This window comes from Salinispora sp. CH2A1_6, assembly GCF_056820975.1.
Genome location: NZ_JBXEDG010000003.1, coordinates 321,051 through 343,440 on the forward strand (window position 1 = coordinate 321,051; position 22,390 = coordinate 343,440).

17 protein-coding genes and 1 pseudogene are annotated in these 22,390 nt (G+C 69.1%); 9 read left to right on the plus strand and 9 right to left on the minus strand.

Going from position 1 to position 22,390, the window contains the following annotated elements:
* Positions 1-82 precede the first annotated feature (82 nt).
* From mraY to AC1UKG_RS06325, 4 genes are all read right to left on the minus strand, one after another.
* Positions 83-1,186 carry a phospho-N-acetylmuramoyl-pentapeptide-transferase gene (gene mraY / locus AC1UKG_RS06310; protein WP_482642266.1) on the minus strand — a complete coding sequence of 368 codons (1,104 nt, stop codon included), beginning with the start codon at positions 1,184-1,186 and terminating at the stop codon, positions 83-85.
* A gap of 130 nt (positions 1,187-1,316) precedes the next feature.
* Positions 1,317-1,484 carry a hypothetical protein gene (locus AC1UKG_RS06315; RefSeq protein WP_018814484.1) on the minus strand — a complete coding sequence of 56 codons (168 nt, stop codon included), beginning with the start codon at positions 1,482-1,484 and terminating at the stop codon, positions 1,317-1,319.
* A 184-nt stretch (positions 1,485-1,668) separates the two neighbouring features.
* Positions 1,669-2,406 carry a class I SAM-dependent methyltransferase gene (locus AC1UKG_RS06320; protein WP_026271487.1) on the minus strand — a complete coding sequence of 246 codons (738 nt, stop codon included), beginning with the start codon at positions 2,404-2,406 and terminating at the stop codon, positions 1,669-1,671.
* Between the two features lie 208 nt (positions 2,407-2,614).
* Entirely contained in the window at positions 2,615-3,298 is a 684-nt protein-coding gene (locus AC1UKG_RS06325) for an alpha/beta fold hydrolase (protein ID WP_026271488.1), read from the minus strand.
* A gap of 104 nt (positions 3,299-3,402) precedes the next feature.
* On the opposite strand from AC1UKG_RS06325, the gene AC1UKG_RS06330 reads away from it, so the two are divergent.
* A complete protein-coding gene (locus AC1UKG_RS06330; protein WP_482642274.1) occupies positions 3,403-4,422 on the plus strand; it encodes a helix-turn-helix transcriptional regulator in 1,020 nt (339 codons plus the stop codon).
* Here AC1UKG_RS06330 and AC1UKG_RS06335 read toward each other — a convergent pair.
* On the minus strand, positions 4,371-4,991 hold the full coding sequence (locus AC1UKG_RS06335) for a YdeI/OmpD-associated family protein (protein WP_018814488.1): 621 nt from the start codon (positions 4,989-4,991) through the stop codon (positions 4,371-4,373). The two genes, AC1UKG_RS06330 and AC1UKG_RS06335, sit on opposite strands and share 52 nt — an antisense overlap.
* 690 nt (positions 4,992-5,681) lie before the next feature.
* Between AC1UKG_RS06335 and AC1UKG_RS06340 the strand changes: the two genes are divergently transcribed.
* The 5 genes and pseudogenes from AC1UKG_RS06340 to AC1UKG_RS06360 all read left to right on the plus strand — a co-directional run bounded on the left by AC1UKG_RS06340 (position 5,682) and on the right by AC1UKG_RS06360 (position 9,509).
* Positions 5,682-6,413 (plus strand): YqeB family protein, encoded by a 732-nt coding sequence (locus tag AC1UKG_RS06340; protein WP_482642273.1) that lies wholly within the window; start codon positions 5,682-5,684, stop codon positions 6,411-6,413.
* A complete protein-coding gene (locus AC1UKG_RS06345; protein ID WP_482642265.1) occupies positions 6,410-7,567 on the plus strand; it encodes a histidine kinase in 1,158 nt (385 codons plus the stop codon). Before AC1UKG_RS06340 ends, AC1UKG_RS06345 begins: the two co-directional genes overlap by 4 nt.
* A pseudogene (locus tag AC1UKG_RS06350) lies at positions 7,555-8,222 on the plus strand (response regulator). Before AC1UKG_RS06345 ends, AC1UKG_RS06350 begins: the two are co-directional and overlap by 13 nt.
* Before the next feature lie 143 nt (positions 8,223-8,365).
* A complete protein-coding gene (locus AC1UKG_RS06355; RefSeq protein WP_482642272.1) occupies positions 8,366-9,373 on the plus strand; it encodes a helix-turn-helix transcriptional regulator in 1,008 nt (335 codons plus the stop codon).
* Entirely contained in the window at positions 9,345-9,509 is a 165-nt protein-coding gene (locus AC1UKG_RS06360; RefSeq protein WP_482642264.1) for a hypothetical protein, read from the plus strand. The genes AC1UKG_RS06355 and AC1UKG_RS06360 overlap by 29 nt, the downstream gene beginning before the upstream one ends.
* A gap of 154 nt (positions 9,510-9,663) precedes the next feature.
* On the opposite strand, the gene AC1UKG_RS06365 is transcribed toward AC1UKG_RS06360, so the two are convergent.
* From AC1UKG_RS06365 to AC1UKG_RS06380, 4 genes are all read right to left on the minus strand, one after another.
* The gene (locus AC1UKG_RS06365; protein ID WP_482642263.1) at positions 9,664-10,455 is read right to left on the minus strand and encodes a TIGR03084 family metal-binding protein; all 792 of its coding nucleotides are present in this window, start codon (positions 10,453-10,455) and stop codon (positions 9,664-9,666) included.
* Between the two features lie 211 nt (positions 10,456-10,666).
* A complete protein-coding gene (locus AC1UKG_RS06370; protein WP_018744425.1) occupies positions 10,667-11,716 on the minus strand; it encodes a carboxymuconolactone decarboxylase family protein in 1,050 nt (349 codons plus the stop codon).
* 100 nt (positions 11,717-11,816) lie between these two features.
* Complete coding sequence (locus AC1UKG_RS06375; RefSeq protein WP_475889322.1) at positions 11,817-13,448, minus strand: GMC family oxidoreductase N-terminal domain-containing protein; 1,632 nt, start codon at positions 13,446-13,448, stop codon at positions 11,817-11,819.
* On the minus strand, positions 13,445-14,014 hold the full coding sequence (locus AC1UKG_RS06380) for a DUF5987 family protein (protein ID WP_018744427.1): 570 nt from the start codon (positions 14,012-14,014) through the stop codon (positions 13,445-13,447). The genes AC1UKG_RS06375 and AC1UKG_RS06380 overlap by 4 nt, the downstream gene beginning before the upstream one ends.
* 340 nt (positions 14,015-14,354) lie before the next feature.
* Here AC1UKG_RS06380 and AC1UKG_RS06385 point away from each other — a divergent pair, with 340 nt between their 5' ends.
* The 3 genes from AC1UKG_RS06385 (at position 14,355) to AC1UKG_RS06395 (ending at position 22,389) form a co-directional block, all read left to right on the plus strand.
* Positions 14,355-15,344, plus strand: coding sequence for a DUF1702 family protein (locus tag AC1UKG_RS06385; protein WP_018744428.1), 990 nt, complete (start codon positions 14,355-14,357; stop codon positions 15,342-15,344).
* A gap of 167 nt (positions 15,345-15,511) precedes the next feature.
* Complete coding sequence (locus tag AC1UKG_RS06390) at positions 15,512-16,474, plus strand: DUF1702 family protein (protein ID WP_018744429.1); 963 nt, start codon at positions 15,512-15,514, stop codon at positions 16,472-16,474.
* Between the two features lie 92 nt (positions 16,475-16,566).
* Complete coding sequence (locus AC1UKG_RS06395) at positions 16,567-22,389, plus strand: type I polyketide synthase (RefSeq protein ID WP_482642262.1); 5,823 nt, start codon at positions 16,567-16,569, stop codon at positions 22,387-22,389.
* Position 22,390 lies beyond the last annotated feature (1 nt).

Sequence of the window (22,390 nt, forward strand, 5' to 3'; positions counted from 1 at the left end):
GGTGGCGGTGAGCGCTGCGTGACGCCGCCGGTGTCGTACGCCTGGCTGGTGGCATGTCACATTCCGAATCAATCGCGTGGCCCTATCCCACGGCCGCCAGGTAGTCCGAGTAAAACACTCCTAGGCCAATCGCCAGGCAGACGCCGGCCACGGTCCAGAACCGGACCACAATGTTGACTTCGCTCCATCCGGCCAGTTCAAAGTGGTGGTGCAGCGGCACCATCCGGAAGACTCGCTTTCCGGTGGTGCGGAACGAGACAATCTGGATCACCCAGGTGACCGTGATGATGACGAAGAGACCGCCGATCAGGATCGACAGCAGTGTGGTGCGGGTTGCCACCGCGAGTCCGCCGATCAGGGCGCCGAGCCCGAGCGCGCCGACGTCGCCCATGAAGATCCGCGCCGGGGACGTGTTCCACCACAGGAACCCCACGCAAGCGCCGGCGGCCGCAGCCGCGATGATGGCTATTTCCAGCGGATCGCGGACCTGGTAGCAGTAGTCGTTCGCCTGAGCGTACGCCTCGTCGGCGCACCAGTGCCGGTATTGCCAGAACCCGATCAGCGCGTACGCGCCGAGCACCAGGGCTGACGCGCCGGTGGCCAGGCCGTCGAGGCCGTCCGTGAGGTTCACCCCGTTCGACATGGCCGTGATCACGAATACGAACACGATCACCGAGCCAACCTTGCCGACGTCCAGCCAGCTGATGTCTCGGACGAATGAGATGTGCTCGCTGGCCACGGTCTGGCCGTTGGAGCTCGCCACGTAGAGCGCGGCGATGCCGAACCCGGTGCCGATGATCGCCTGGCCGAGTAGTTTGCCCCGGGCGGACAGTCCGTCGGAGTTGCGCTGGCGGACCTTGAGGAAGTCGTCGACGAAGCCGAGCGCGCCGCAGAAGACGAAGAGGCCGAGCAGGACGAGGCCCGTCATGGTCGGCTGCACCTGCGCGATCTGCCCCTCGGGCAGCGTGACCAGCGCTAGGTGCCCGGCGACGTAGGCGACGACGGTCGCCACGATGAACACCACGCCACCCATCGCAGGCGTGCCCTTCTTGCCCTCGTTCGAGGCGAGGCCGAGGGAACGGATCGGCTGTCCGGCCTTGAGCGCGGTGAATACTCGGATCGCTACCGGCGTGGCGAATAGGGAAATGATGAACGCGACCGCGGCCGCGACGACGACCGCCCTCAACGGTGAGCCTCGACGAGATCAGGGCCTCGCACGACATCCCCACCGCCCGACAGGTGCCGGAGAGGTCGGCATGATGTGAGCCGTCGGTCCTGCGCGGTCCGATCAATTGTCGCCCAGTTGTTCGCGCGCCTCACCGGACGCCAATCCACAGGCCGCTGCCCTCCTCTTCCTGCCATCCACCCAGTGGCTCTGGGGACCGACGGGCGAAGTCGTACGCGGACAGTCCGTCGAGCTCGCACATCGGCGTCTGCTGATTCGGCCGGCGCTTGCCGTGCAGGCCGTCCGCTCCCAAAGTCATCGGTCACGGGACACGAGCTTGCCATCCGGCAGTGCGTGAAGAACACTCGGGACCTCAGCGGCTGATACGTTCGCGACGTCCTTGGTCGTTCGCCAAGCAGGGATCGGCGGCCAGTCCTCGTGGCCATCAAGCCGGTCCAGCCATTGTTGAGCCGCGGGATCACCCCACCGGTCCAGCTTCCGGATCACTCTCTGCGCAGCACGAGCAGGTCCAGGACGTCGATCACCGGTCCGGTGTCGGTGAGCGCTGCCTGACGCAGGCGGCGTACGCCGGTGTCGTACTCCTGGTCGGTGATCAGTTGCAGCGGGGTGTGTGCCGCTCGGCGCAGGGTGCGCGCCGCTTCGTGTAGCGAGGGGGCGGTGATCTGCGGGACCTGCTCCAGGCTGACCGTGGAGAAGCCCGCACCGGCGAAGGCGGATTCGACCTGGGTGACGCTTGGGTAGGTGTCCAGAACCCGGACCGCCTCGGGAAAGTAGCGGAACAGCGTGATCGCCTCGTGTCGGCCGGCGAACGCGGACCGGATCAGGACGAGTGCACCGGGGCGCAGGACGCGGTGTAGCTCGCGGGCTGCGGCATCCAGGTCTGGCACGTGATGGATGACGGTGGAGATCCAGGCGGCGTCGGCACTTGCGTCAGTGAGCGGGATGTTGGTGTCGTCGCCCGCGAGAACGGGTTGGTATACCGATCGTTCGCGCATCGCCGCTGATGGCTCGACTGCGGTCACCTCGATGCCGGGAAACCAGGAGGAGAACGCCTTGGCCCAGCTACCCGTGCCGGCACCCAGGTCCACCAGCCGAAGACCCGGGCGCGGGTCCAGGTGTCGGGCCGCAGCTGCCCGCCACTCGGCGGCCTCCTGGTCGCCGAGGTGCCGGGTGGAGGCGAACGCACCCGCTTCCGTGTGTTCGTACGCGATGCGAGCCATGTCGATGAGCAAACCGTAGCAACGGGGCGTGGAGCAAGGAGATCAGTTGTGATGTTCACATACGCTGTCCTTTCCCGCGCTGAGCTGGCGGACCGACGGCTCGCGACCCAGCAACCTACCCCTCGGGGCGGCCAGGGGCCCTGGTGGGCCCTGCGGTGCAAGGCATGAATACTGCTGCCGAGGTACGTGCGTGGCTGCGTCACCGTGGCTAGACCGTGGCGAGGATCCGCGCCAGCTCGGTCGGACGCGTCATCATCGGCCAGTGTCCGGAATCAATGTCGATCATGTCGACGTGTGTGGCTCGGGCCAGCTCGGGCACCTCTCCCGCAGCGATCGATTCCTGCGCCGCGGCGGGCGTGAACTCCGGGCACACCACGACGATCGGGACGGTGAATCGCCGCTCGTCCCCCAGCCGTACGACGCCCTTGGCCACACCCTCGGGAACCGGGATCGCCGCCGCCGCGAAGGCTTGTCTGGCCTGCTCATCCAGGTCGGCCGCGTCCGCCCCGTCGAACGGTCGCCAACCCGGGAACGGCATGACACCGTCGCTGATCTCGAAGAAGTCGGCGTACGGCCGCCCATCGCCGGCGGGAACGCCGCCGATCAGCACGACCTTGGCCACGCGATCGGGCCGTGCGTCGGCCGCCATCCAGGCGAGGGTGCACGCGGCGGAGTGTCCCACCACCACAGACCTACCGGGACCACTGTCGACGACGGCCACCACCGCGGCCAACTGATCTGCCAGCGTCGCCGAGCTGTTCCCGTCGCCCTGTCCTGGCAGGGTCACTGGTACCGCGTGGCGGCCTCTTTTTTCTAACTCGCACTCGACGGTGTTCCACACCGACCCATCGAGCCATAGGCCACCGAGAAGCACGATCTGGTCTGCAGTCATGGAGGCAACCTAGCGGTGATTCCGGACGTTCTACTTCCGGTAATGTTTCCGCTGTGCGAACCGGTCCGAGCCCTACCGCCCGGGCCCTCCGCACGCTCGAGCTCCTGCAGGCACGTCCCGGCGTGACTGCCGATCAGCTCGCCTCCCGGTTAGGGGTGACGGAGCGGGCCGCACGACGCTACGTCGGCATCCTTCGTGAGGCCGGCATCCTGGTCGAGTCGGTCCGCGGGCCGCATGGCGGCTACCGACTGGGCCGCGGCACCCGGCTACCGCCGGTCGTCTTCACCCAGGAACAAGCACTCAGCCTGGTCATGGCCGTGCTCGACGGGCAGCCGGCGGCGATAGACGCCGACGACCCGATCGGCTCGGCGCTCAGCACAGTCATCCGGGCTCTTCCCGAGAGTGTGGGACGGCAGGCGGCGGCGCTGCGGGCGTACGTCTCGGCCACCCCGGACCGGCGAGTGGCCCGCCCGGATCCCGCCACCACAAGCGCCCTGGTCACCGCCGTCGCCGACCGGCGTCGCGTCCTGGTCACCCACCGCGGCGAGAGCGGCGAGGAACGAGAAGCCGAGGTCGACCCGTGGGCAGTCGTCGTGCGGTATGGACGCTGGTACCTGCTGTGCCACTCGCACCACGCGGACGCGATCCGCACGTACCGTATCGATCGGATTCGGGCTGTGCGGCAGTTGCCGCACAGCTCTATGCCGCCCGATGACCTGGATCCGGTTGCCGCGCTTGCGGAGAATCTCGGCGCGGGCTGGGAGTACCCCACCCGGGTGGTGTTCCACGCGCCACGGGAGAAGGTGGCACCGTGGATCCGGCCGCCGATGGGCCGCCTCGAGCCGGACGGCGACCGCTGCGTCCTGGTCGGCAGCACCCGAAACCCCACGATGTACGCCCAGGAGTGGCTCGCTGCTGTCCCCTTTGACTTTTCGGTGGAAGAAGGCGCCGAACTACGTGCTGCCGTAGCCACAGTCGCGGCTCGCTTCAGCAGGGCGCTTTCACCTTCGCGGCCCGAAGCAGGGCCACAGCGGCTAGCGCTTACGGGAGCGGAACAGATCAGTGCGCTGGATCACGAGGCCGCCGACTGCGGCGAGGTCGGCGGTGTGGCCTTCTGCGGGTAGATCGTCTCGTGGCGGGCCAGCATGGTGACGAATTCGCCGATCTTGCGCTCGCGGGTCTGCGTCCGCTTGACGGCAGCAAGGCGTTGGATGAGAGCGAATCGGTTGGTCCTGGTGAGTACGTCGAACATGGCCTGGGCCGCAGGGTTGGCGGCGATGGCAGCGAGTAGGTCGTCCGGCACCTCGGCCTCCGACGGCGGGGCGTAGGCGGCCGCCCACCGTCCGTCCGCCTTGGCGGCTTCCACCGCGACCCAGCCGGCGGGCATCATTCGCCCCTGCGCCTCCAGCCGGGCCACATGACCGACATTGCGTTGCGACCAGGAACTGCGGGGCCGGCGCGGGGTAAACCGGATCCAGGATGTCTCCCGATCCCGCTTCCGGCCCTGTCCGTCTATCCAGCCGAAACACAGGGCCTCATCCACCGCCTGCTGCCATGTCAGCGTGGTGGTGGTGCCGCCTCTCCTGGTCAGGGCGAGCCAGACCCCAGGCGACGTCACATGGTGTGCCGCCAACCACGTGCGCAGTGCCTCGGCATCCGCGACGATCAACTCGTTCAGTTCAGCGCTCGCCATGACCGCAGGCTAACCCGACTGGTTGGGCTGCCAGCGCGCCGGCCACTCGACAGACGGCGGGGGCAGGTTAACCACCCGAGGCCGGACCGCGCGGTCGACACGGTTCGCCATTCCCTTGCGGCGGCTGGCTGTCCTGCACTCAGTCTTCAAGCCCTATCCAGGCCCCGACCGGGACCGGGCAACGGCTGTTCGGGTCAGCGCCAACGCACGGGTCCGGCTCCGGGCCCGTGTCGGTTTCCCCGGCCAACGCCGCGAGATTGGCTCTCATCCGAACTTCGGGGCGACGAGCGTGTCCCGTCGATACCTGACCGGTGCCCGGCCAGCGCCCCCCATCGTCGGCCGGGCACCGCACTACCGTAGCCATCGGCGTAGTTCCCCGGACCGGTCGCTCCTGCGGGCGGTGATTAGGGGCGATGCGATGGCAGCGCTGCGCAATCAGGGGGTGCTGGACCACGTGGCCCAAGACGGCGAATTTTAGACGAAGGTGAACAGGCCGGCTGGGGCGCTGTCACGGTCTCGCCGCATCCCGGAAACTGCAGGTCAAAGGCCTGACTCTGCGGCTGCCGGTGGTCCTGACGAGCAGACGCGATCTCAACCATCGGCTACTGGTGCGGCATGTCGATCGCCGATTAGCGTGAGAGTCGAGCCGGGCTGTATCGGAGATGCCCGATGAGTCGGAAGGCATGCGAAATGACCACCAACGAGTTCCGCGACGGACCTCGTGCCAGTCCCGACAGTGGCGGTGGACAGACGGTTCTGATCGCTCCCCTGTCCGATCGGCTCGCACTGTTCCTGGGCCTGCCTGGGTTGGTGCTCCTGGTCGGGCTTTCCCTTCCGCCGCTGGCTCGGTGGATGTTGAGCTGGGAGACAGCACTGCCGCTCAAGCCGATCTTTTGGCTCGTTGGCGGGATCGACAAGCCATGGGAGGTTGCCGTGAACCTCGCCATCTGGCTGGTGCTCGCGTTGGTGACGGCGTTCGCCGCGATGAGTGAGTCGCTTCGGGTGACGATCGACGATGCCGAGCTGCGGGTGACAAAGGGCGACGACACCCGTACGTTCGCCCGCGACCGGGTGTCGGCGGTGTTCCTGGACGGCAAGAAGCTCGTGGTCCTCGACTTGCGGTCGTGCCAGCTGGTCCGGGACCGGCACCAGGCGCACCAGGCGACAATCGCCGCGGGGTTCCGCCGGCACGGCTACCCCTGGCACGACCACGATCCGTACGCCGACCTCTTCCGATCCTGGACGGCCGCCACGCCGGAACTGCCGGCTGCGGCCAACGACGTGCTCGCGGCCCGGCAGTCGGCGCTGAGGAACAAGGCGCACCGCGAGATCCACGCCCTCAGCGCGGCGCTGGAGAAGATGGGTTACGTCATTCGGGACGAGGGTGTGCATCAGTTCTGGCGCCCGCTCGTCCAGTCGTGACCGTCTCCCGTCCGGCCACTCCGGTCCGGGACCGCCTCGCCGACCTTGCTCTGTTGGCGGTCTCGGCGCTGGGCGCGCTGGCCATCGCCGGGTCGGCCGAGCAACGTGGCCAGCTCACCGGGGATGCGCTGAACGCGGCATTTGGCCTCGCGGTGCTCGGTACCGTCGCACTGTTGTTCCGGCGGCGGTATCCGGTCGCCGTCACGGTGGTGCTCGCCCTGCTGCTCACCGTTACCGATCTGGTGATCGTCGCGGTGCTGATCGCCGTCTACACGGTCAGCGCGCTCTGCAGCTGGTCCACCACGGCGGCCACGTTCGGGGCCAGCCTGTTGATCTACGTCCCCTACTCGGTACTGCTTCCGGCTCCCGCGCTGAGCGCCTTCAACACCAATATCCTCTATGTGGCGTTGATGTCGCTCGTGCTGGCGGCGGGCAGCACCACGCGGGTCCGGTACGAGGCGATCGCTGGGTTGTACGAGCGGGCCGAGCGGGCCGAGATCGAGGCGCAGGAGCGGGCCGAGCGGTTGCGCGTGCAGGAACGGCAGCGGATTGCCGGGGAGATGCACGACGTACTGGCGCACCGTATCTCGCTGGTGAGCCTGCAGGCCGGCGCGCTGGAAGTCCGTTCCGATCTGCCGCCCGGCGTCGTGGAGTCCGTGACGGGCATTCGGCTGCAGTCGCATCGGGCGCTCGAGGATCTCCGGGAGATCCTCGGCGTGCTGCGTGCCGGCACCGACACCGACGGACTGCGCCCGCAGCCGGGAATTGCCGATCTCGCCCGGCTCGTCGCCGAGGCGCGGGCTGCCGGCACCGAGATCCGGGTCGACTTTCGAGCTACCGGCGATCCACCCGAACTTGTCGGCCGGACGATCTATCGGTTGGTTCAGGAGGGTTTGACGAATGCGCGCAAGCACGCGCCGAACCGGCCCGTAGAGATTCTGCTGGAGCGCACCGGCGCGCGGGAGGTCCGGGTACGGCTGCGCAACGCCCTGGGCAGCCGGGGCCGCACACCGGTTCCCGGTAGCCACTTCGGCCTCGTTGGGCTGGCGGAGCGGGTCGCGCTGGCTGGTGGCCGACTGTCGTACGGCATGCGGCGTGTTCCGGAAGGGCGAGTCGTGTTCCAGCTGGAGGCGTGGCTACCGTGGCCGGCGTGATCAAGGTGCTCGTGGTGGACGACGACGCGCTGGTTCGGGTCGGACTGTCGGCGGTGCTCAACGCGGCCGAGGATATCGAGGTGGTGGCGGAGGCGGCGGACGGCGCCGATGCGGTCGCTGTTGCCGAGCGGCTACGCCCGGACGTGGTGCTGATGGACATTCGGATGCCGGGTCTGGACGGTCTGTCCGCCACCGCGGCGGTGCGATCGTTCGACGAACCACCAGCGGTGATCGTGCTGACCACTTTCCACACCGACGACCACATCCTGCGGGCGCTGCGGGCGGGTGCCAATGGCTTCTTGCTCAAGGACATGCCACCGCGGCAGATCCAGGATTCGGTGCGTGCTGTGGCGGCGGGCGAGTCGATGCTCTCTCCGGCCGTGGTCGAGCGACTGATCGACTACGTGGTTCAGGGGGCGGACAACGACGGGCGCCATGACCAGGTGACCGTCGCCCGGGCAGCGTGGCGCACCTGACTAAGCGAGAACGGGAGGTCGCCGAGGGGGTGGCTGCGGGAAGGTCGAACGCGGAGATCAGTGGCGACCTGTTCATGAGCGTGGCGACGGTCAAGGTGTACGTCTCCCGGATCATGGCGAAGCTGGATTGCGCGAACCGCGTGCAGGTGGCGATCCTGATTCACCAGGCTCGCGAGTGAGCGGTGAGACGAACGCAAGGGCACAACGCTCGGTGGGTTGGTTGCGGGCCGGGTGCCGGATGGTCCGGCTGTTTCGCCTACGTCGACCTCCTCCGGATAGATGCGGCAGGTGAGCTTCCGCAATCGCTGTCATGCTGGGGGACGTGTTGGAGACCTCGGCCCGCCTGCTCGAACTGCTGTCACTGCTTCAGCTCAAGCGTGACTGGACGAGCGCCGAGCTCGCCCGCCGGCTGGAGGTGAGCACGAGGACGGTCCGCGCCGATGTCGCCAAACTGCGGTCGCTCGGCTATCCCGTGGACGCGCGCCCGGGCATCGCGGGTGGGTACCGGCTGGCCGCCGGTACGGCGATGCCCCCACTGCTGCTTGACGACGACGAGGCGGTGGCGGTCGCGGTCGGGCTGGGTGCGGTCGCGACCCAACGGCTCGGTGTCGAGGAGACATCGCTTACCGCGCTCGCGAAGCTGGAGCAGGTGCTGCCCGCGCGCCTGCGTCGGCGCGTTGCGGCGGTGCGGGAGGCGACGAGCGTTGTTCCGGGGGCACGGCCGCCGCTGGATCTGTCGGTCCTCGGCGCGGTCGCTGCCGCGATCCGCGGCCAGGAACGGCTTCGCTTCGGCTACACCAAGCCGGGCGGCAGCGAAGGGGTTCGCCATGCCGAGCCGCAACGGCTGGTGAGCTGGGGGTCGCTCTGGTACCTACTCGCCTGGGATCTCGACCGGGGCGACTGGCGGGTCTTCCGGGTCGACCGCATGGTGGTGCACGCACCGACGGGCGTGCGGTTTCACCCGCGTGCGGCTCCGGCGGACAACGTCGTCGAGTACGTCGTGGGACGGGTCAGCAGGGCGGCCTGGACATACCGCGCCCGGCTACTCGTACGTGCTCCCGCCGCCGAGGTCGCCGCGAAGCTCCGCATCCCGGTCGAGATCGAGGCGGTTGACGATTTCACCTGCCAGGTCGTGCTGGGTTCCGATCACCCGGACCGGCTCGCGCTGTGGATGGCGCAGCTCGACCTCGACCTTGAGGTGATCGACGGAGACGAGCTCGCGCTGGCGTTCGATCGCCTCGCGACGAGATTCCGCCGCGCGGCGGGTGTCGCATCCTCCGGCCGACCGGGGACGACCGACGATGAACGAGGGGGGAGCCGGCGCCGATGAGTGTGATCGTGGCGGAGATGGCCTGGCCACGGCGTTCGTTCGGGGTCTGGCGGAAGACCAACGGCCGGACTCCGTCGTCGACGAGGACGTGCCGGTCAACTTTCTCATGATGTTCTGGCCACCCTTCGACCGGTGAGTGCCGGGCGATGGGTCTCCGAGTTTCTGGAAGCCCAGGCGGGACCGCCGCTACCTCGCGGCACGCGCTCGTACGATCGCTGCTCGCCCAGGCCTGGTCGATGCGGAGGTGAGCGGGTGCCCTGGCGGCTCTCCCGCCAGGGCACCCGGGGACGTCAGCGGGCGAACTGCCCGGGGCGTCGGCCGGCACCGGCCGGCCCGCGGTATGCCTGCGCGACGTCCAGCCACCGGTCGGCTTCGTCGCCTGTGGCCTTCAGCGCCAGGTCGTCGCGGTGGCGACGTCGGGTTACCAGCAGGCACAGGTCGGTGGCGGATCCGGTGATGGTCTGCTCGGCCTCGACCGGACCGAACTGCCAGCGCGCGCCGGAGGGCGCGGTGACGCGGAACTGGAACCGTGTGTCCGGCACCTCAAGGCCACGGGCCAGGTAGCCGAAGTCCCAGGTGCGGAGGGCGAACTCCACCAGGTAGCGAAGCCGGTCGGTGTGTTGACGCGCTGTCCCGAGGGCGTCTGCGATGTCCTGGCCGTGCCCGAACAACTCCATCATCCCGGCGGCTGCCAGCACGGGCGCGGGGATCGGGCGGACCAGCCACGGCAGCAGAGTGCCATCCGCGACGGCGGCGAGGGCCTTCTGGGTGGTGGCCCGCTCGTCGCGCCACGCCGCCAGCAGCCGGCTCGGCGGCTGTGCCACGTATGGGGCCATCGCCGCCTGGACGTTGGACTCGAACGAGTTACTCATCTGGGACATCATGCGTCGGAACTCGTCCGGGGCAGCGGCTGCGAGACCTGCCATCCGGAAGGTGGCAGCCAGGTGCGCGATCTGGTGTGCCACCGTCCAACCCTCGGCCGGCGTCGGCGTTTCCCAGGCGTCCTTGTCCAGCCCGGCGACCAGGTGGTCGACACTCTCGCCCTCGGCTTTCAGGGCAGCGAATATGTCCTGCTCTGCCACGCGCTCATCCTCTCGCTGCTGCGACACCCTGGGCCCGACGTGCTTCACGCGACCGGGCGATACCGGCGACGGCTGCCGCCGGGTTCGGCGTTCGGGCGGGTAAGGGGGAATCAGTCGGTGCCTTGGCACTTCGGTTGCCTTCATCATCGGCGCGCCGGGCGAGTGACGTCATCTCCCGCTGTGCGGACCGCCATCTCCGCTCGATCCGGGCTCACCCTTCGCCTCCGTTTCGAGATCGTCCATGCTCGCGGGTCAGATCGTTGTCCAGCCCGGCGCCGATGAGATGGGCCGCGTTCAGGCTCGCCCACGCAGCCGCCATGACCAGCGTGTGGTCGTCGGCACCGGCGACCCGACAGGCTGTGATGTCACCGGCGGTGACGCGGTACGGGGCGAGCGCGGTCAGCAGTGCCAGCCGACCGAGGGGCCGTTCGTCAGGGGGCAGCGCGGTGAGCGCCGCGTCGAAGAACGCACCGGCGGCCAGGGTTGTTGCGGGCGGGTCGGCGACCGTTGCCAGCACCAGGGCCCGGGTGCGCTCGGGCAGCACCTGCGCCCCAGCGGTGTACAGAGCCCGCGTTGACCGTGCCATCGCTGCCGCGATGTGCGGTTGCCCGAGTGACCAGCCGAGCGTCGCCGGGATCGGGGCCGGTGGTAGCAGGTCCACCGACCGGCCCGGCACAGCCCCGACCCCGGCCAGTCCCCCCATCACCCGACTGGCGATCCGCAGGGCCACCTTGCGGACCGGGCCCGAGGTGGCCGGCAACGGCGACTCCTGGAGAAACACGTGCACCATTCGGTTGAGGTAGTGGAAGACCACTGCCACACCGATCAGCTCCGGTGCGTGTGCGAGGGGAAAGGGCGGCCTCGGGCGGTCGGACGGCTCGCCGCTGCGCCGTCCCCACTCCGCCAGCGCCTCCAGTTCCGGGTCGGCGGCCGGATCTCGGTCCACGGGATGCCTCCCGGGACGGTCGATCAGCCCGGTGGCCGCCGCCCCGTGCACATCAACGCAGTACGGGCAGCGGTTACCGAGCGACACCGCCTCGGCCACCACCTCCTTGGCTCGCCGGGAGACCAGCCCGTCGGCCAGCAGCGTCTCCCGCAGCAGTGCCCAGCAGGCGCGCAGCGCCTCGGGTGCGGGGGAGTGCAGCACGACCGGCGGTGCGTAGACGCCGAAGTCGGTGGCGAGCTGGCGGTAGACCTCGGCGACGGCCCCGGTGGCGGTGTTCGGCGGGACCGGGGTGACGTGTCGGATGTGGGTCAGCATTGTTCGACCAGTCGCCCGAGCCAGCCATCGGCCCATGAGTTCCCTCCTCGCACCGGACGCTGGGGCCGGTGGCCTTGCGCCGCCGGCCCACGGCACGTCCTCAGCTGACAGCGGTCGCCGGCACGGCGCTGGAACCCTCCGGCAAAGTTCCGCCATAGGTGACCCGTACGCCGCGTTCCTGCGCGGCCCGGATGATGCCGGGCATGGCCCGTTCGGCGAGTGCGGCGATGGTCAGTGCCGGGTTCACCGTCAGGGCACCGGGTACCGCGGAACCGTCGGTGACGAAGATTCCTGGGTGTTGCCGCAGTTCGTGCCGGTCGTCCAAGGCGGATGTCTCGGGGTTGTCACCGATCCGGCAGGAGGAGAGTGGATGCACGGTGTACGCGCCGACGACATCGTTGGTCCACGGCGTTACCCGAGCCAGCCCGTCGCGCTCCAGGATGTCCTTGACGTCGGCGTCGGAGGCGGCCCAGCCGCGCAACGTGTTCGGGGTGGGGCGGTAGCGTAGTGGCCCACGACCGAGCATCTGCTGGGAGATGCGGTCGGCGTTTCCGGTGGCAGGTGGTGGCCCGAAGACACCCTCGTTGTCGTCCTCGGACATGGTGAAGATGGTCAACCAGGACTGCCAGCGACGCATCATCTCCTTCTTCTCCAGGCCGAACCAACTCGGTCCGGTTGCGTCGGGTACCTGGGCGAGGATGGTGCCGAGGCCGGGCGGGAAGTAGAGCTGCTCCAGGGAGTAGCGCTCGAACTCGGGCAGGTTTCCGTCGAGTCGATCCCAGGATGCCACGGTCGGTCCGCGTCCGATCTGGTTGGCGGCGTATGCCTTGCCGCCGGGTCGGGACAGACCGAGCACCTCGCGGACCCGGTCCTCGTCGAACACGGCGGTGTTCAGCCGCTCACCATTGCTGGAGAAGTAGCGGCCGACCGCGGGGGGCATGGCGCCGAGGGTCGGCTCGGAGCGCTGCAGGATCACGGGCGTGGCGCCGGCGCCCGCCGCGACGATTACGATCTTGGCGTCGATCGTGCCGCTGTCGTGCAGGATTCGGTAGTCCTCGGCGTCAACGTTTCGGTAGTGCACCCGGTAGCCACCGTCGTCGGTGCGCGACAGGTGCTGCACCTCGTGCAGCGGGCGGACCTCGGCACCGTGGGCAAGAGCGGCCGGCAGGTAGTTCAGCAGTAGCGAGCGTTTGGCGTCGAAGCGACAGCCAGCCATCATCCAGTTGCAGTTCGTACACATGTCTACGTCGACCGCCGAGGGCACCGGGTTGGCGGTCCGGCCGGCGTGCGCACAGGCCGCCGCGAAGAGGCCGCCGGCGTAGGGGATGTTCTCCCAGCTCTGCTTCGTGACCGGCAGGGCCTCGGTCGCCCGGTCGTACCAGGGATCCAGGCTGTCCCGGGTGATGGCCGCCGGCCACATCCGCTGGCCGATGCTGCCGCGGCGTTCGAAGACGAACCGTGGCGCGCGGGGCATGGTGGCGAAGTAGACGACGCTGCCTCCGCCGACGCAGTTGCCGCCGAGCAGGCTCATGCCGTCGCCGACGGTGAAGTCGAAGATGCGGGTGTACGAGGAACCGAGCTTGAAGTCGTGGTCGAACTCCTCGGCGGACAGCCATGGTCCACGTTCGAGAACCACCACCTTTGCGCCGCCGGCGGCCAGGTGGTACGCGGGTATGGCGCCGCCGAACCCGCTGCCGATGATCACAACGTCGGTGCTGGCGGTATTGCTCATGCGGGACTCCCGGAGGGAACGGTGTCGGGGTGTAGGGGTGCTAGGGGACGGCCGTAGGAGTACTCGGGAAAGCGCCAGAGGCCGTCGTCATCGGGCCGGGCGATGCCGATTGCCAGCAGGCCCGGATGCCCGGCGGCAAGAGCCTCATGGACGCCGATGTGCGCCGCGCTGTCGAAGGCCATGTTGCTGAAGAGCGCCAATCCCACCCACATCTCCTGCTCGGGGTGCCCTGGCTTCAGCAGGTCGCTGAGGAGGGCGGTGCGGTGGTCGTAGGAGAGGGCCACGAACGGCGGCGTACCGGGGGTGAGTGGCAGGCCATGCGACTCGGCGTAGCTCGCGGCATGTGAGTTCAGCGCCTCGCTCAGCGGTGCAAGGGCCGCGGCGAATCCGCTGGCCGGATCCTCCAGCAGGGCCAGTGCCCCACTGGCGACGGCGCCACCGTCAGTCGAGACACCAGCGATCGCCCGGTCGTCAGGTGAGCGTTTCCGACCCGGAACAATAGTGTCGGCAAACGCTTCGAGCGTCATGACCCGGGTCTGCTCGGAGTCGGGGTTTTCCGTTTGCATGGCGTTCCCTTCGTCTCTGTTTGACGTGCATCCGTCGAAGCCGCGGTCACTTTTCGGCAGCTTCGTTTTCGTTGTGCGTCGATGAAGGCGTAGGGAGAGATGAAAGGGTTTGAATGTGGTCGGCGGATGCGACGCCCAATCACTGCATCATCGATGGCGCCGGTCAGAGGTGCACCTTTTTCTTTGCGGAGGCATGTGGGTGGAAGCCACAATTTCCCGCCGTACCGGCAGGCCTTCTCCGAGGGTGCGCAACGCAGAAGAGGACGTACGCCGGGGCGGCCCGGACGATAGAGACGCCGCCGAATCCGGCGGAAGATGTCGTACCGACAGGGAGACTGCCATGTCGAGCGTGCTGGGTTCGGTGCGCCGCCTGCTCATGTCGCCGTCGCTGGCTGAGGTCACCTTCGCCCGACGCGGCTTTCCCGGAGAGCCGTCGCCGGCTACCCGGCGGCTGGAGGCGGTCCCGCAGTCGGTCATCTGCGGCTTCGAGTGGGGCATTGACGTCCCCGACCTGTGGGAGCTTGAGCGCCGGCTCGACCTCGTCGACCAGGAGATGGCCGGGTTCGCCTACGAGGGTGCCACCATGGCCTGCACGATCCTCGACGTGCTGCCGCCGCGTCGCGGCACGAGGACCAGGGACCTGCTGCGCGGCCCCGGCGACCGTCATCTCTTTCTCGCCTACATCGGCATCGGGTTCGCGATGGCCCGACTGCCGCGGCGGCTGTGGCGGCACGTGGTACCCGACCTCAGCGGCTCCCCGTACCACCCGACGATGACCTGGCTGGCCGTGGATGGCTACGGCTTCGATCGGGCGTACTTCGAGGTCGAGCGGTACGTCACCCGGCAGGAACGCCTTGGGGCGTACCCGTGGCAGGGTCACCCGGACTATTTCGCCCGGGCGGTGGACCAGGGTGTCGGCCGCGCGTTGTGGTTCATCCACGGAGGGCGCACCGCCGATGTCACCGCCGCTGTGCGGGCCTTCGCCGAGCAGCGGCACGGCGACCTGTGGAGCGGGGTTGGCCTCGCGGCGACCTTCGCCGGGGGCAGCACTCCGAGCGACCTGGCCTCGATCCGCCACTCCGCCGGGCAGCACCTTGGTGATCTTGCCCAGGGGGCGGCGTTCGCGGCCAAGGCGCGCAGCCATGCGGGGTACGTGCCGGAGCACAGCGAGGTCGCCATGTGGGCGTTGGGCGACCGGTCGGTGGCGGATGCGGCGCGACTCGCCAGCGACGTCGTCTCCGTTGCCGCTGAGCCCGGCCTGCCGGCGTACGAGGTGTGGCGCCGCCAGCTCCGCACCCACCTTGTGCCTGCCGACGCGGCCAGGGCCTGACCGGAATGCAGGGGTCGCACCACCCCGGGCAGCGTCGAATGTGATCGACCCATCGACTGGGTCCGCACGGTTGAAGAACATGACGGCGAAGGCCTTTGTCATCATCTAAATAGACGGCCATGTGCGAGTGGGTCGTCATACCCACTCTTCTTGGGGGAAAGGTGCCAATGCAGAACCTTCGTGGTCTGCGTCGCAGGATTCTGACGCCGAACATTTCCCAGACCAAGCTGGACGTTCGTGGCTTCCACGTCAAGGATGAAGTATCGCGGACGCTGCTGGAGACCGTCGGCTCCTCTTTTCTGGCCGGCTACGGGTATGCCGCCGAAGGGCCGAACATCTCCACCGTCGAAGCCCGTCTGGAAACCATTCCTATCCGTTTTCGTGGCTTCGCGTACGAGGGTGCCGCGATGGGCTTCGCAGTCCGGGACGGGCTGCGCCCGGGACGACCTCGGCACGTGCCGGCCATGCTCGACGGCCGCGGCGACGGGCACGTCTACATGGCGTACATCGGAGTGGGCTGGGCCATGGCGCGGCTACCGCGGTTTCGCTGGGGTCAGCTCTACGCGCCGGACCCGCTGTTGCGCTGGCTGGTCCTCGATGGCTACGGGTTCCACCAGGCGTACTTCCACACCGAGAAGTACGTGCATCGTCAACACCGACACCACACCTTTCCCTGGCCTGCGGCCGGACCCACCGAGTACGGCGGCCGGGTGATCGATCAGGGCATCGGTCGGGCCATGTGGTTCATCGGCGGCACCGACGCGGACCGCGTCACGGAAATGATCGCCGGCTTCTCTGCGGAACGCCGCGCCGACCTGTACGCGGGTGCTGGCCTGGCGGCCACCTACGCCGGCGGTGCCGCCGAGACGGAGCTGGTCCGCTTCTGGGAGCGCGCCGGCGATCACCGCCGCGCCGTGGCCCAGGGCAGTGCCTTTGCCGCCGGCGCCCGGGTCCGGGCTGGCCTGGTTGTGCCCCACACCGAGTTGGCCGTCGCAGTGTTCTGCGGCATGACGCCGGCGGAGGCGGCCAAGGTGACCGACGCCACCATCCCCCGCGACCAGTCCGACGCCGTCCCCGCCTTCGAGCGGTGGCGACGGGCGATTGCCGCGGAGTTCCAGGCACGGAGCTGAGGTCAGCGGCGAGGAAATCGCCAGACCGCAGAGCCAACTCGCGGCCACCCTGTCGACCGCCGACCACTACCGCAAAATTCAGAGGAGATCTTATGACCAGGATCGCTGTGGTCGGGATGGCGTGCCGGTACCCGGACGCCACAACCCCACGAGAGCTCTGGGAGAACGCTCTCGCCGGCCGACGTGCGTTCCGCCGGCTGCCCCCGGAGCGGATGAGTCTCGACGACTACTGGGACCCGGACGCCACGACCCCGGACAAGTTCTATTCCCCCAACGCTGCGGTGATCGAGGGATACGAGTTTGATCGGGTCGCCTACAAGATTGCCGGGAGCACCTACCGCTCCACCGACCTGACCCACTGGCTGGCGCTGGACATGGCGGCGTCGGCCATGGCCGACGCCGGGTTTCCGATGGGCGAGGGGTTGCCCCGGGAACGCACCGGTGTGGTGGTGGGAAACACCCTCACCGGAGAGTTCTCCCGCGCCAACCAGCTCCGGCTGCGCTGGCCCTACATCCGGCGCATGGTCGCCGCCGCGCTCAAGGAACAGGACTGGGACGACGACCAGCTCAGCGGGTTTCTGGCTGACTTCGAGGCGACCTTCAAGGGCCCGTTCCCACCGGTGGACGAGGACACCCTCGCGGGCGGACTGTCGAACACCATCGCCGGCCGGATCTGTAACTACTTCGACTTCAACGGTGGCGGTTACACGGTGGACGGCGCCTGCTCGTCGTCCCTGCTCTCCGTCGCCACCGCCTGCAAGACCCTCGTTGACGGCGAGGTCGACGTGGCGATCGCCGGGGGTGTGGACCTCTCCATCGACCCCTTCGAGATCATCGGGTTCGCCAAGACCGGCGCGCTGGCCCGACACGAGATGCGGGTGTACGACCGCGGTTCCAACGGCTTCTGGCCCGGTGAGGGCTGCGGCATGGTCGTGCTGATGCGGGAGTCGGACGCCAACCGTGCCGGGCACCGGACCTACGCCACCATCGCGGGCTGGGGCATCTCCTCCGACGGCAAGGGCGGCATCACCCGGCCCGAGATCAGCGGCTACCAACTCGCGTTGCGCCGGGCCTACGACCGGGCTGGCTTCGGTATCGAGACGGTGGGACTCTTCGAGGGCCACGGTACCGGCACCGCCGTCGGCGACGCCACCGAGCTGAATGCGTTGTCGCTGGCCCGACGTGCCGCTGACCCCGACGCCCCACCCGCGGCGATCAGCTCGATCAAGGGCATGATCGGCCACACCAAGGCCGCCGCCGGGGTCGCCGGTCTGATCAAGGCCGCGATGGCCGTGCACCACGAGATCCTGCCCCCGACGGTCGGCTGTGTCGAGCCGCACGAGGTGTTCACCGAGCACGGCGAGGCCCTGCGGGCCCTGCGTCAGGCGGAGCCCTGGCCACGGGAGGTGCCCTTACACGCCGGCGTCACCGCCATGGGTTTCGGCGGCATCAACACCCACATCGTGCTCGCCGGCGACCGGCCCCGCCGGTCGACCCGGCTGGACAGCCGGTCGCGCAACCTGGCCACCTCGCTTCAGGACGCGGAGCTGCTTCTGGTTGACGGGGCGTCCCCGACCCAGCTGCGCGAGCGGCTCGGTCGGTTGGTGGAGTTCGCCCCCACCGTCTCCTACGCCCAACTCGCCGACCTCGCCGCGACCCTGCACCGTGAACTGCGGGATCTGCCCTACCGGGCGGCCGTGGTGGTCACCTCCCCGGCGGACGCCGAGCGGCAGCTACGCCGGGTCTGCGACGCTCTGGACGCCAACACGGTGCGGCTGATCAGCCCCGATGGCCGGTGCCTGCTCGGTCACGTACGCGGCCCCGCTGCCCGGATCGGCTACCTCTTCCCGGGGCAGGGCTCCGGACGGGGTACCTCCGGCGGTGCCCTCCGACGCCGATTCTCCGACGTCGCCGAGGTGTACGAGCGAGCCGGCCTGCCCGTTGGCGGTGACATGGTCGCCACCGAGGTGGCGCAACCCCGGATCGTCACCGGTGCGTTGGCCGGGCTGCGTGCCCTGTCGTTGTTGAAGCTGGATGCCAGCGTGGCCGTCGGGCACAGCCTCGGTGAGATCGCCGCGCTGCACTGGGCTGGTGCCATCGAGGACGAGGCGCTGCTGCGCATCGCCCGGCTTCGTGGCCGGACGATGGGGGAGCACAGCGCGTCCGGGACGATGGCCGACCTGAACGCATCGGCCGAGCGGGTCGCCGGGTTGATCGCCGGGCTGCCGGTGGTGATCGCTGCCCACAACGGTCCCGAGCACACCGTGGTGGCGGGTACGGTGGCGGCGGTCGGGCAGGCCTGCGAGCGGGCAACTGCCGACGGGCTGCGGGCCACCCCGCTGTCGGTGTCGCACGCCTTCCACTCCAGCCTGGTGGCACCTGCTGCGGACGCCCTCCGAGAGGCACTGTCGGGGGAGCGGTTCGACCGGGTGGCCGGTTCGGTGATCTCCACCGTCACCGGGGAGGAGCTTGCCCCGGACACCGACGTGGTGACACTGCTGCACCGGCAGATCACCGACCCCGTGCTGTTCAGCCAGGCGGTCGCCCTGGCCGCCAAGGAGGTCGACCTCTTCATCGAGGTTGGTCCCGGCAGGGTGCTCTCCGGGCTGGCCGCGGCTGCCACCGACGTCCCAGCGATAGCGCTGGACACCGACGACGAATCCATAGTCGGACTGCTCCGGGTGGCTGGTGCTGCCTATGTCCTGGGCGCCGCCCCGGTAGACGAAATCCTCTTTCACGACCGGCTGGTACGGCCGTTGGAGCTGGGGCAGGAGTTCCGGTTCTTTGCCAGTCCGTGTGAGTCAGCACCCACCCTGCACCTGCCCGAGGGCACCGCAGTACGCGGCAACGGCCCGGCCGACCCCGCCGTTGCGCCAGCAGCGTCGGAGAGCGGCCGCGCTGAGGAGACCAGCCTGGAGCTGCTACGTCGGCTGGCTGCCGAGCGCGCGGAGCTGCCGATGGAGATGGTGCACGACAGCAGCCAGCTCCTCGATGACCTGCATCTGAGCTCGATCACCGTCGGGCAACTCGTTAACCAGGCCGCGCAGCACCTCCAGATCCCGACGGCGCAGACCCCGACCAACTTCGCCACGGCGACCGTCGGGCAGCTCGCCGAAACGCTTGACCAACTCACCCGCTCCGGCGTGGGCACCCCCGGCGAGCAGCCAGGTTCGATGCTCGTCAACGGTGTCGCCGACTGGTGCCGCGCCTGGTCGGTGGAGCTGGAGGAGGTGCCGATGCCGGCCCGCTCCGGCGCTGCTCCTTCCGGTAGGTGGCAGCTGTACGCCACTGATGGCCACCCACTCGCCGAGCCACTTCAGCACGCGTTGCAGGAGGGCGGAGTCGGGGAGGGAGTGCTCGTCTGCCTTCCGGAACGATGCGCCGAGGCGGACCTGCAGGTGGCGCTGGCGGGCGCCCGCGCCGGGATCAACGCTGGTGCTCGTCGGTTCGTCCTGGTGCAGCAGGGTGCCGGCGCTGCCGGCGTGGCGAAGACTCTGCGGCTCGAGGCGCCGCAGGTCCGTACGACCATCGTCGACATCCGGCCAGGGCCGGGAGCGGTCGATCGGGTCGTCCAGGAGGTTGCGGCGACCACCACCTTCAGCGAGGTGCACTACGACGAGGCGGGCCACCGTCGGGTGCCGACACTGCGGGTGCTGCCGGTGCAGGCGGAGCGGAACGTCCCCGTGCTGGGCCCCGACGATGTGCTGCTCGCCACCGGAGGCGGCAAGGGCATCACCGCCGAGTGTGCGTTGGCGCTCGCCACCGACAGCGGGGCCACGCTGGCGGTGTTGGGCCGCTCCGACCCGGCCGACGACTCGGAGTTGGCCGCCAACCTTGACCGGATGCGCGATGCCGGGGTCCGGGTGCACTACGCCCGCGCCGATGTCGCCGATGCCGAGCAGGTCCGGCAGGCCGTCGCCGGCGTGGTTGACGCGGTGGGGTCCGTGACCGCGGTGCTGCACGGTGCCGGTCGTAACGAACCAGCCGCGCTGACCGGCGTCACCATGGAGACGCTCCGACGTACCTTCGCTCCGAAGATCGACGGGCTGCGGTCGGTGCTCGAAGCCGTCGCCGGCGACCGCCTGAAGCTGCTGGTCACCTTCGGCAGCATCATCGGTCGTGCCGGACTGAGCGGTGAGGCCCACTACGCCGTCGCCAACGACTGGCTGGCCGAGCTGACCGAGGAGTTCGGTCAACGGCACCCGCAGTGTCGTGCACTCTGCCTGGAGTGGTCGGTCTGGTCCGGGGTGGGCATGGGCGAGCGGCTGTCGGTGGTGGAGACGCTCTCCCGCGATGGCATCACCCCGGTTACGCCGGATCAGGGTGTGCAGCTGCTGCGCCGGCTGGTCGCGGATCCGCAGGTTCCCGCCAAGGTGGTGGTGAGCGGTCGGGTCGAGGGAGTCGACACGGTCCGCAGGACGCGACCCGAGCTGCCACTGTTGCGCTTCGTTGACCGACCGTTGGTCTGGTATGACGGCGTCGAGATGGTCGTGGAGACCGAGCTGAATCCGGCTACCGACCTATACCTCGAGGACCATCGGCTGGACGGAAACCTGTTGTTTCCGGCGGTGTTCGGCATGGAGGCCATGGCCCAGGTCGCCGCGGCGGTTGCCGGGCGCGTGGAGACCCCGGTGATCGAGCAGGCGGAGTTCCTCCGTCCGATCGTGGTGCCGCCGCAGGGCCGTACCCTCATCCGGATCGCCACCCTGGTGGTGGAGGAGGGTGTGGTTGACGCGGTCATCCACAGCGCCGAAACCGACTTCGCCGCCGCCCACTTCCGTGCCCGCCTACGATTCACCGGACTGCCGGCGCCGGTCGGCCCACCCGACGAGGTCCCCGCCGGGCTGCCGGCGGTGCCGCTGAACCCCGCGTTGGAGCTCTACGGTGACACCCTGTTTCAGGGCGGTCTCTTCCAACGCCTGCGCCGCTATCACCGGGCCGCGGCCCGCAACGTCGATGCGGTGGTGGCAGCGGTGGCCGACACCCGCTGGTTTGCCGGGTATCTGCCGGCCACCCTGCTACTCGGTGATCCGGGCGTCCGCGATGCGCTGATGCACGGCAACCAGGTCTGCGTCCCGGACGGCACGCTGCTGCCGGCTGGTATCGATCGCCTGTACGCCGCGGGGCCGCGGCTCGGTGGCGACGAGGAGCTGCGCTACTGCGCGGTCGAACGCAGCCGGGACGGCGACACCTACGTGTACGACATCGCCTTGCGCTCCGCCGACGGCGTGGTGGTGGAACGCTGGGACGGGCTGCGCCTTCGCGCGGTTCGCAAGAAGGACGGCCGCGGCAGGTGGGTCGCCGCGCTGCTGGGCTCCTACCTGGAGCGCAGTGTTGGTGATCTGGTCGGTGCCCAGGTCGCGGTGACGGTGGTACCGCACTCAGCCGCTGCACAACCGGAGACCTCCGACCGAGCCGATGAGTGGCTGCGCGAGCGGCGTGCGATCACCGCCGTCGCCGCCGGTCACTCCCTGGGCCACCCGGTGCAGGTGAACTATCGACCTGACGGTCGGCCGGAACTGCGCGATGGTCGCCAGCTCTCGGCGTCGCACACCTCCGGGCTGACCCTGGCCGTGGTCGCCGAGCGGACCGTCGCCTGCGACATGGAGTTGGTCCGTGAACGCGATGAGTCGGTGTGGCAGGGCCTACTTGGTCCGTTTTCGGAGCTGGCGCGCCTGGTCGCCACCGACATAGACGAGTCGTACCACGCCTCGGCCACCCGTATCTGGGCGGCGATCGAGTGCCTGCGCAAGGCGGGCCTGTCCCACCGGGCACCGCTTACCCTGTTGCGCTCGGATCGACCGGGCTGGCAGCTGTTCGGCTCCGGCCACCTGCGGATCGCCACCCTGGTGGCGACCGTCCGGGATCTGACGGAGCCGGTTGTCTTCGCCATCCTGACGGAAGGACAGCACTGAC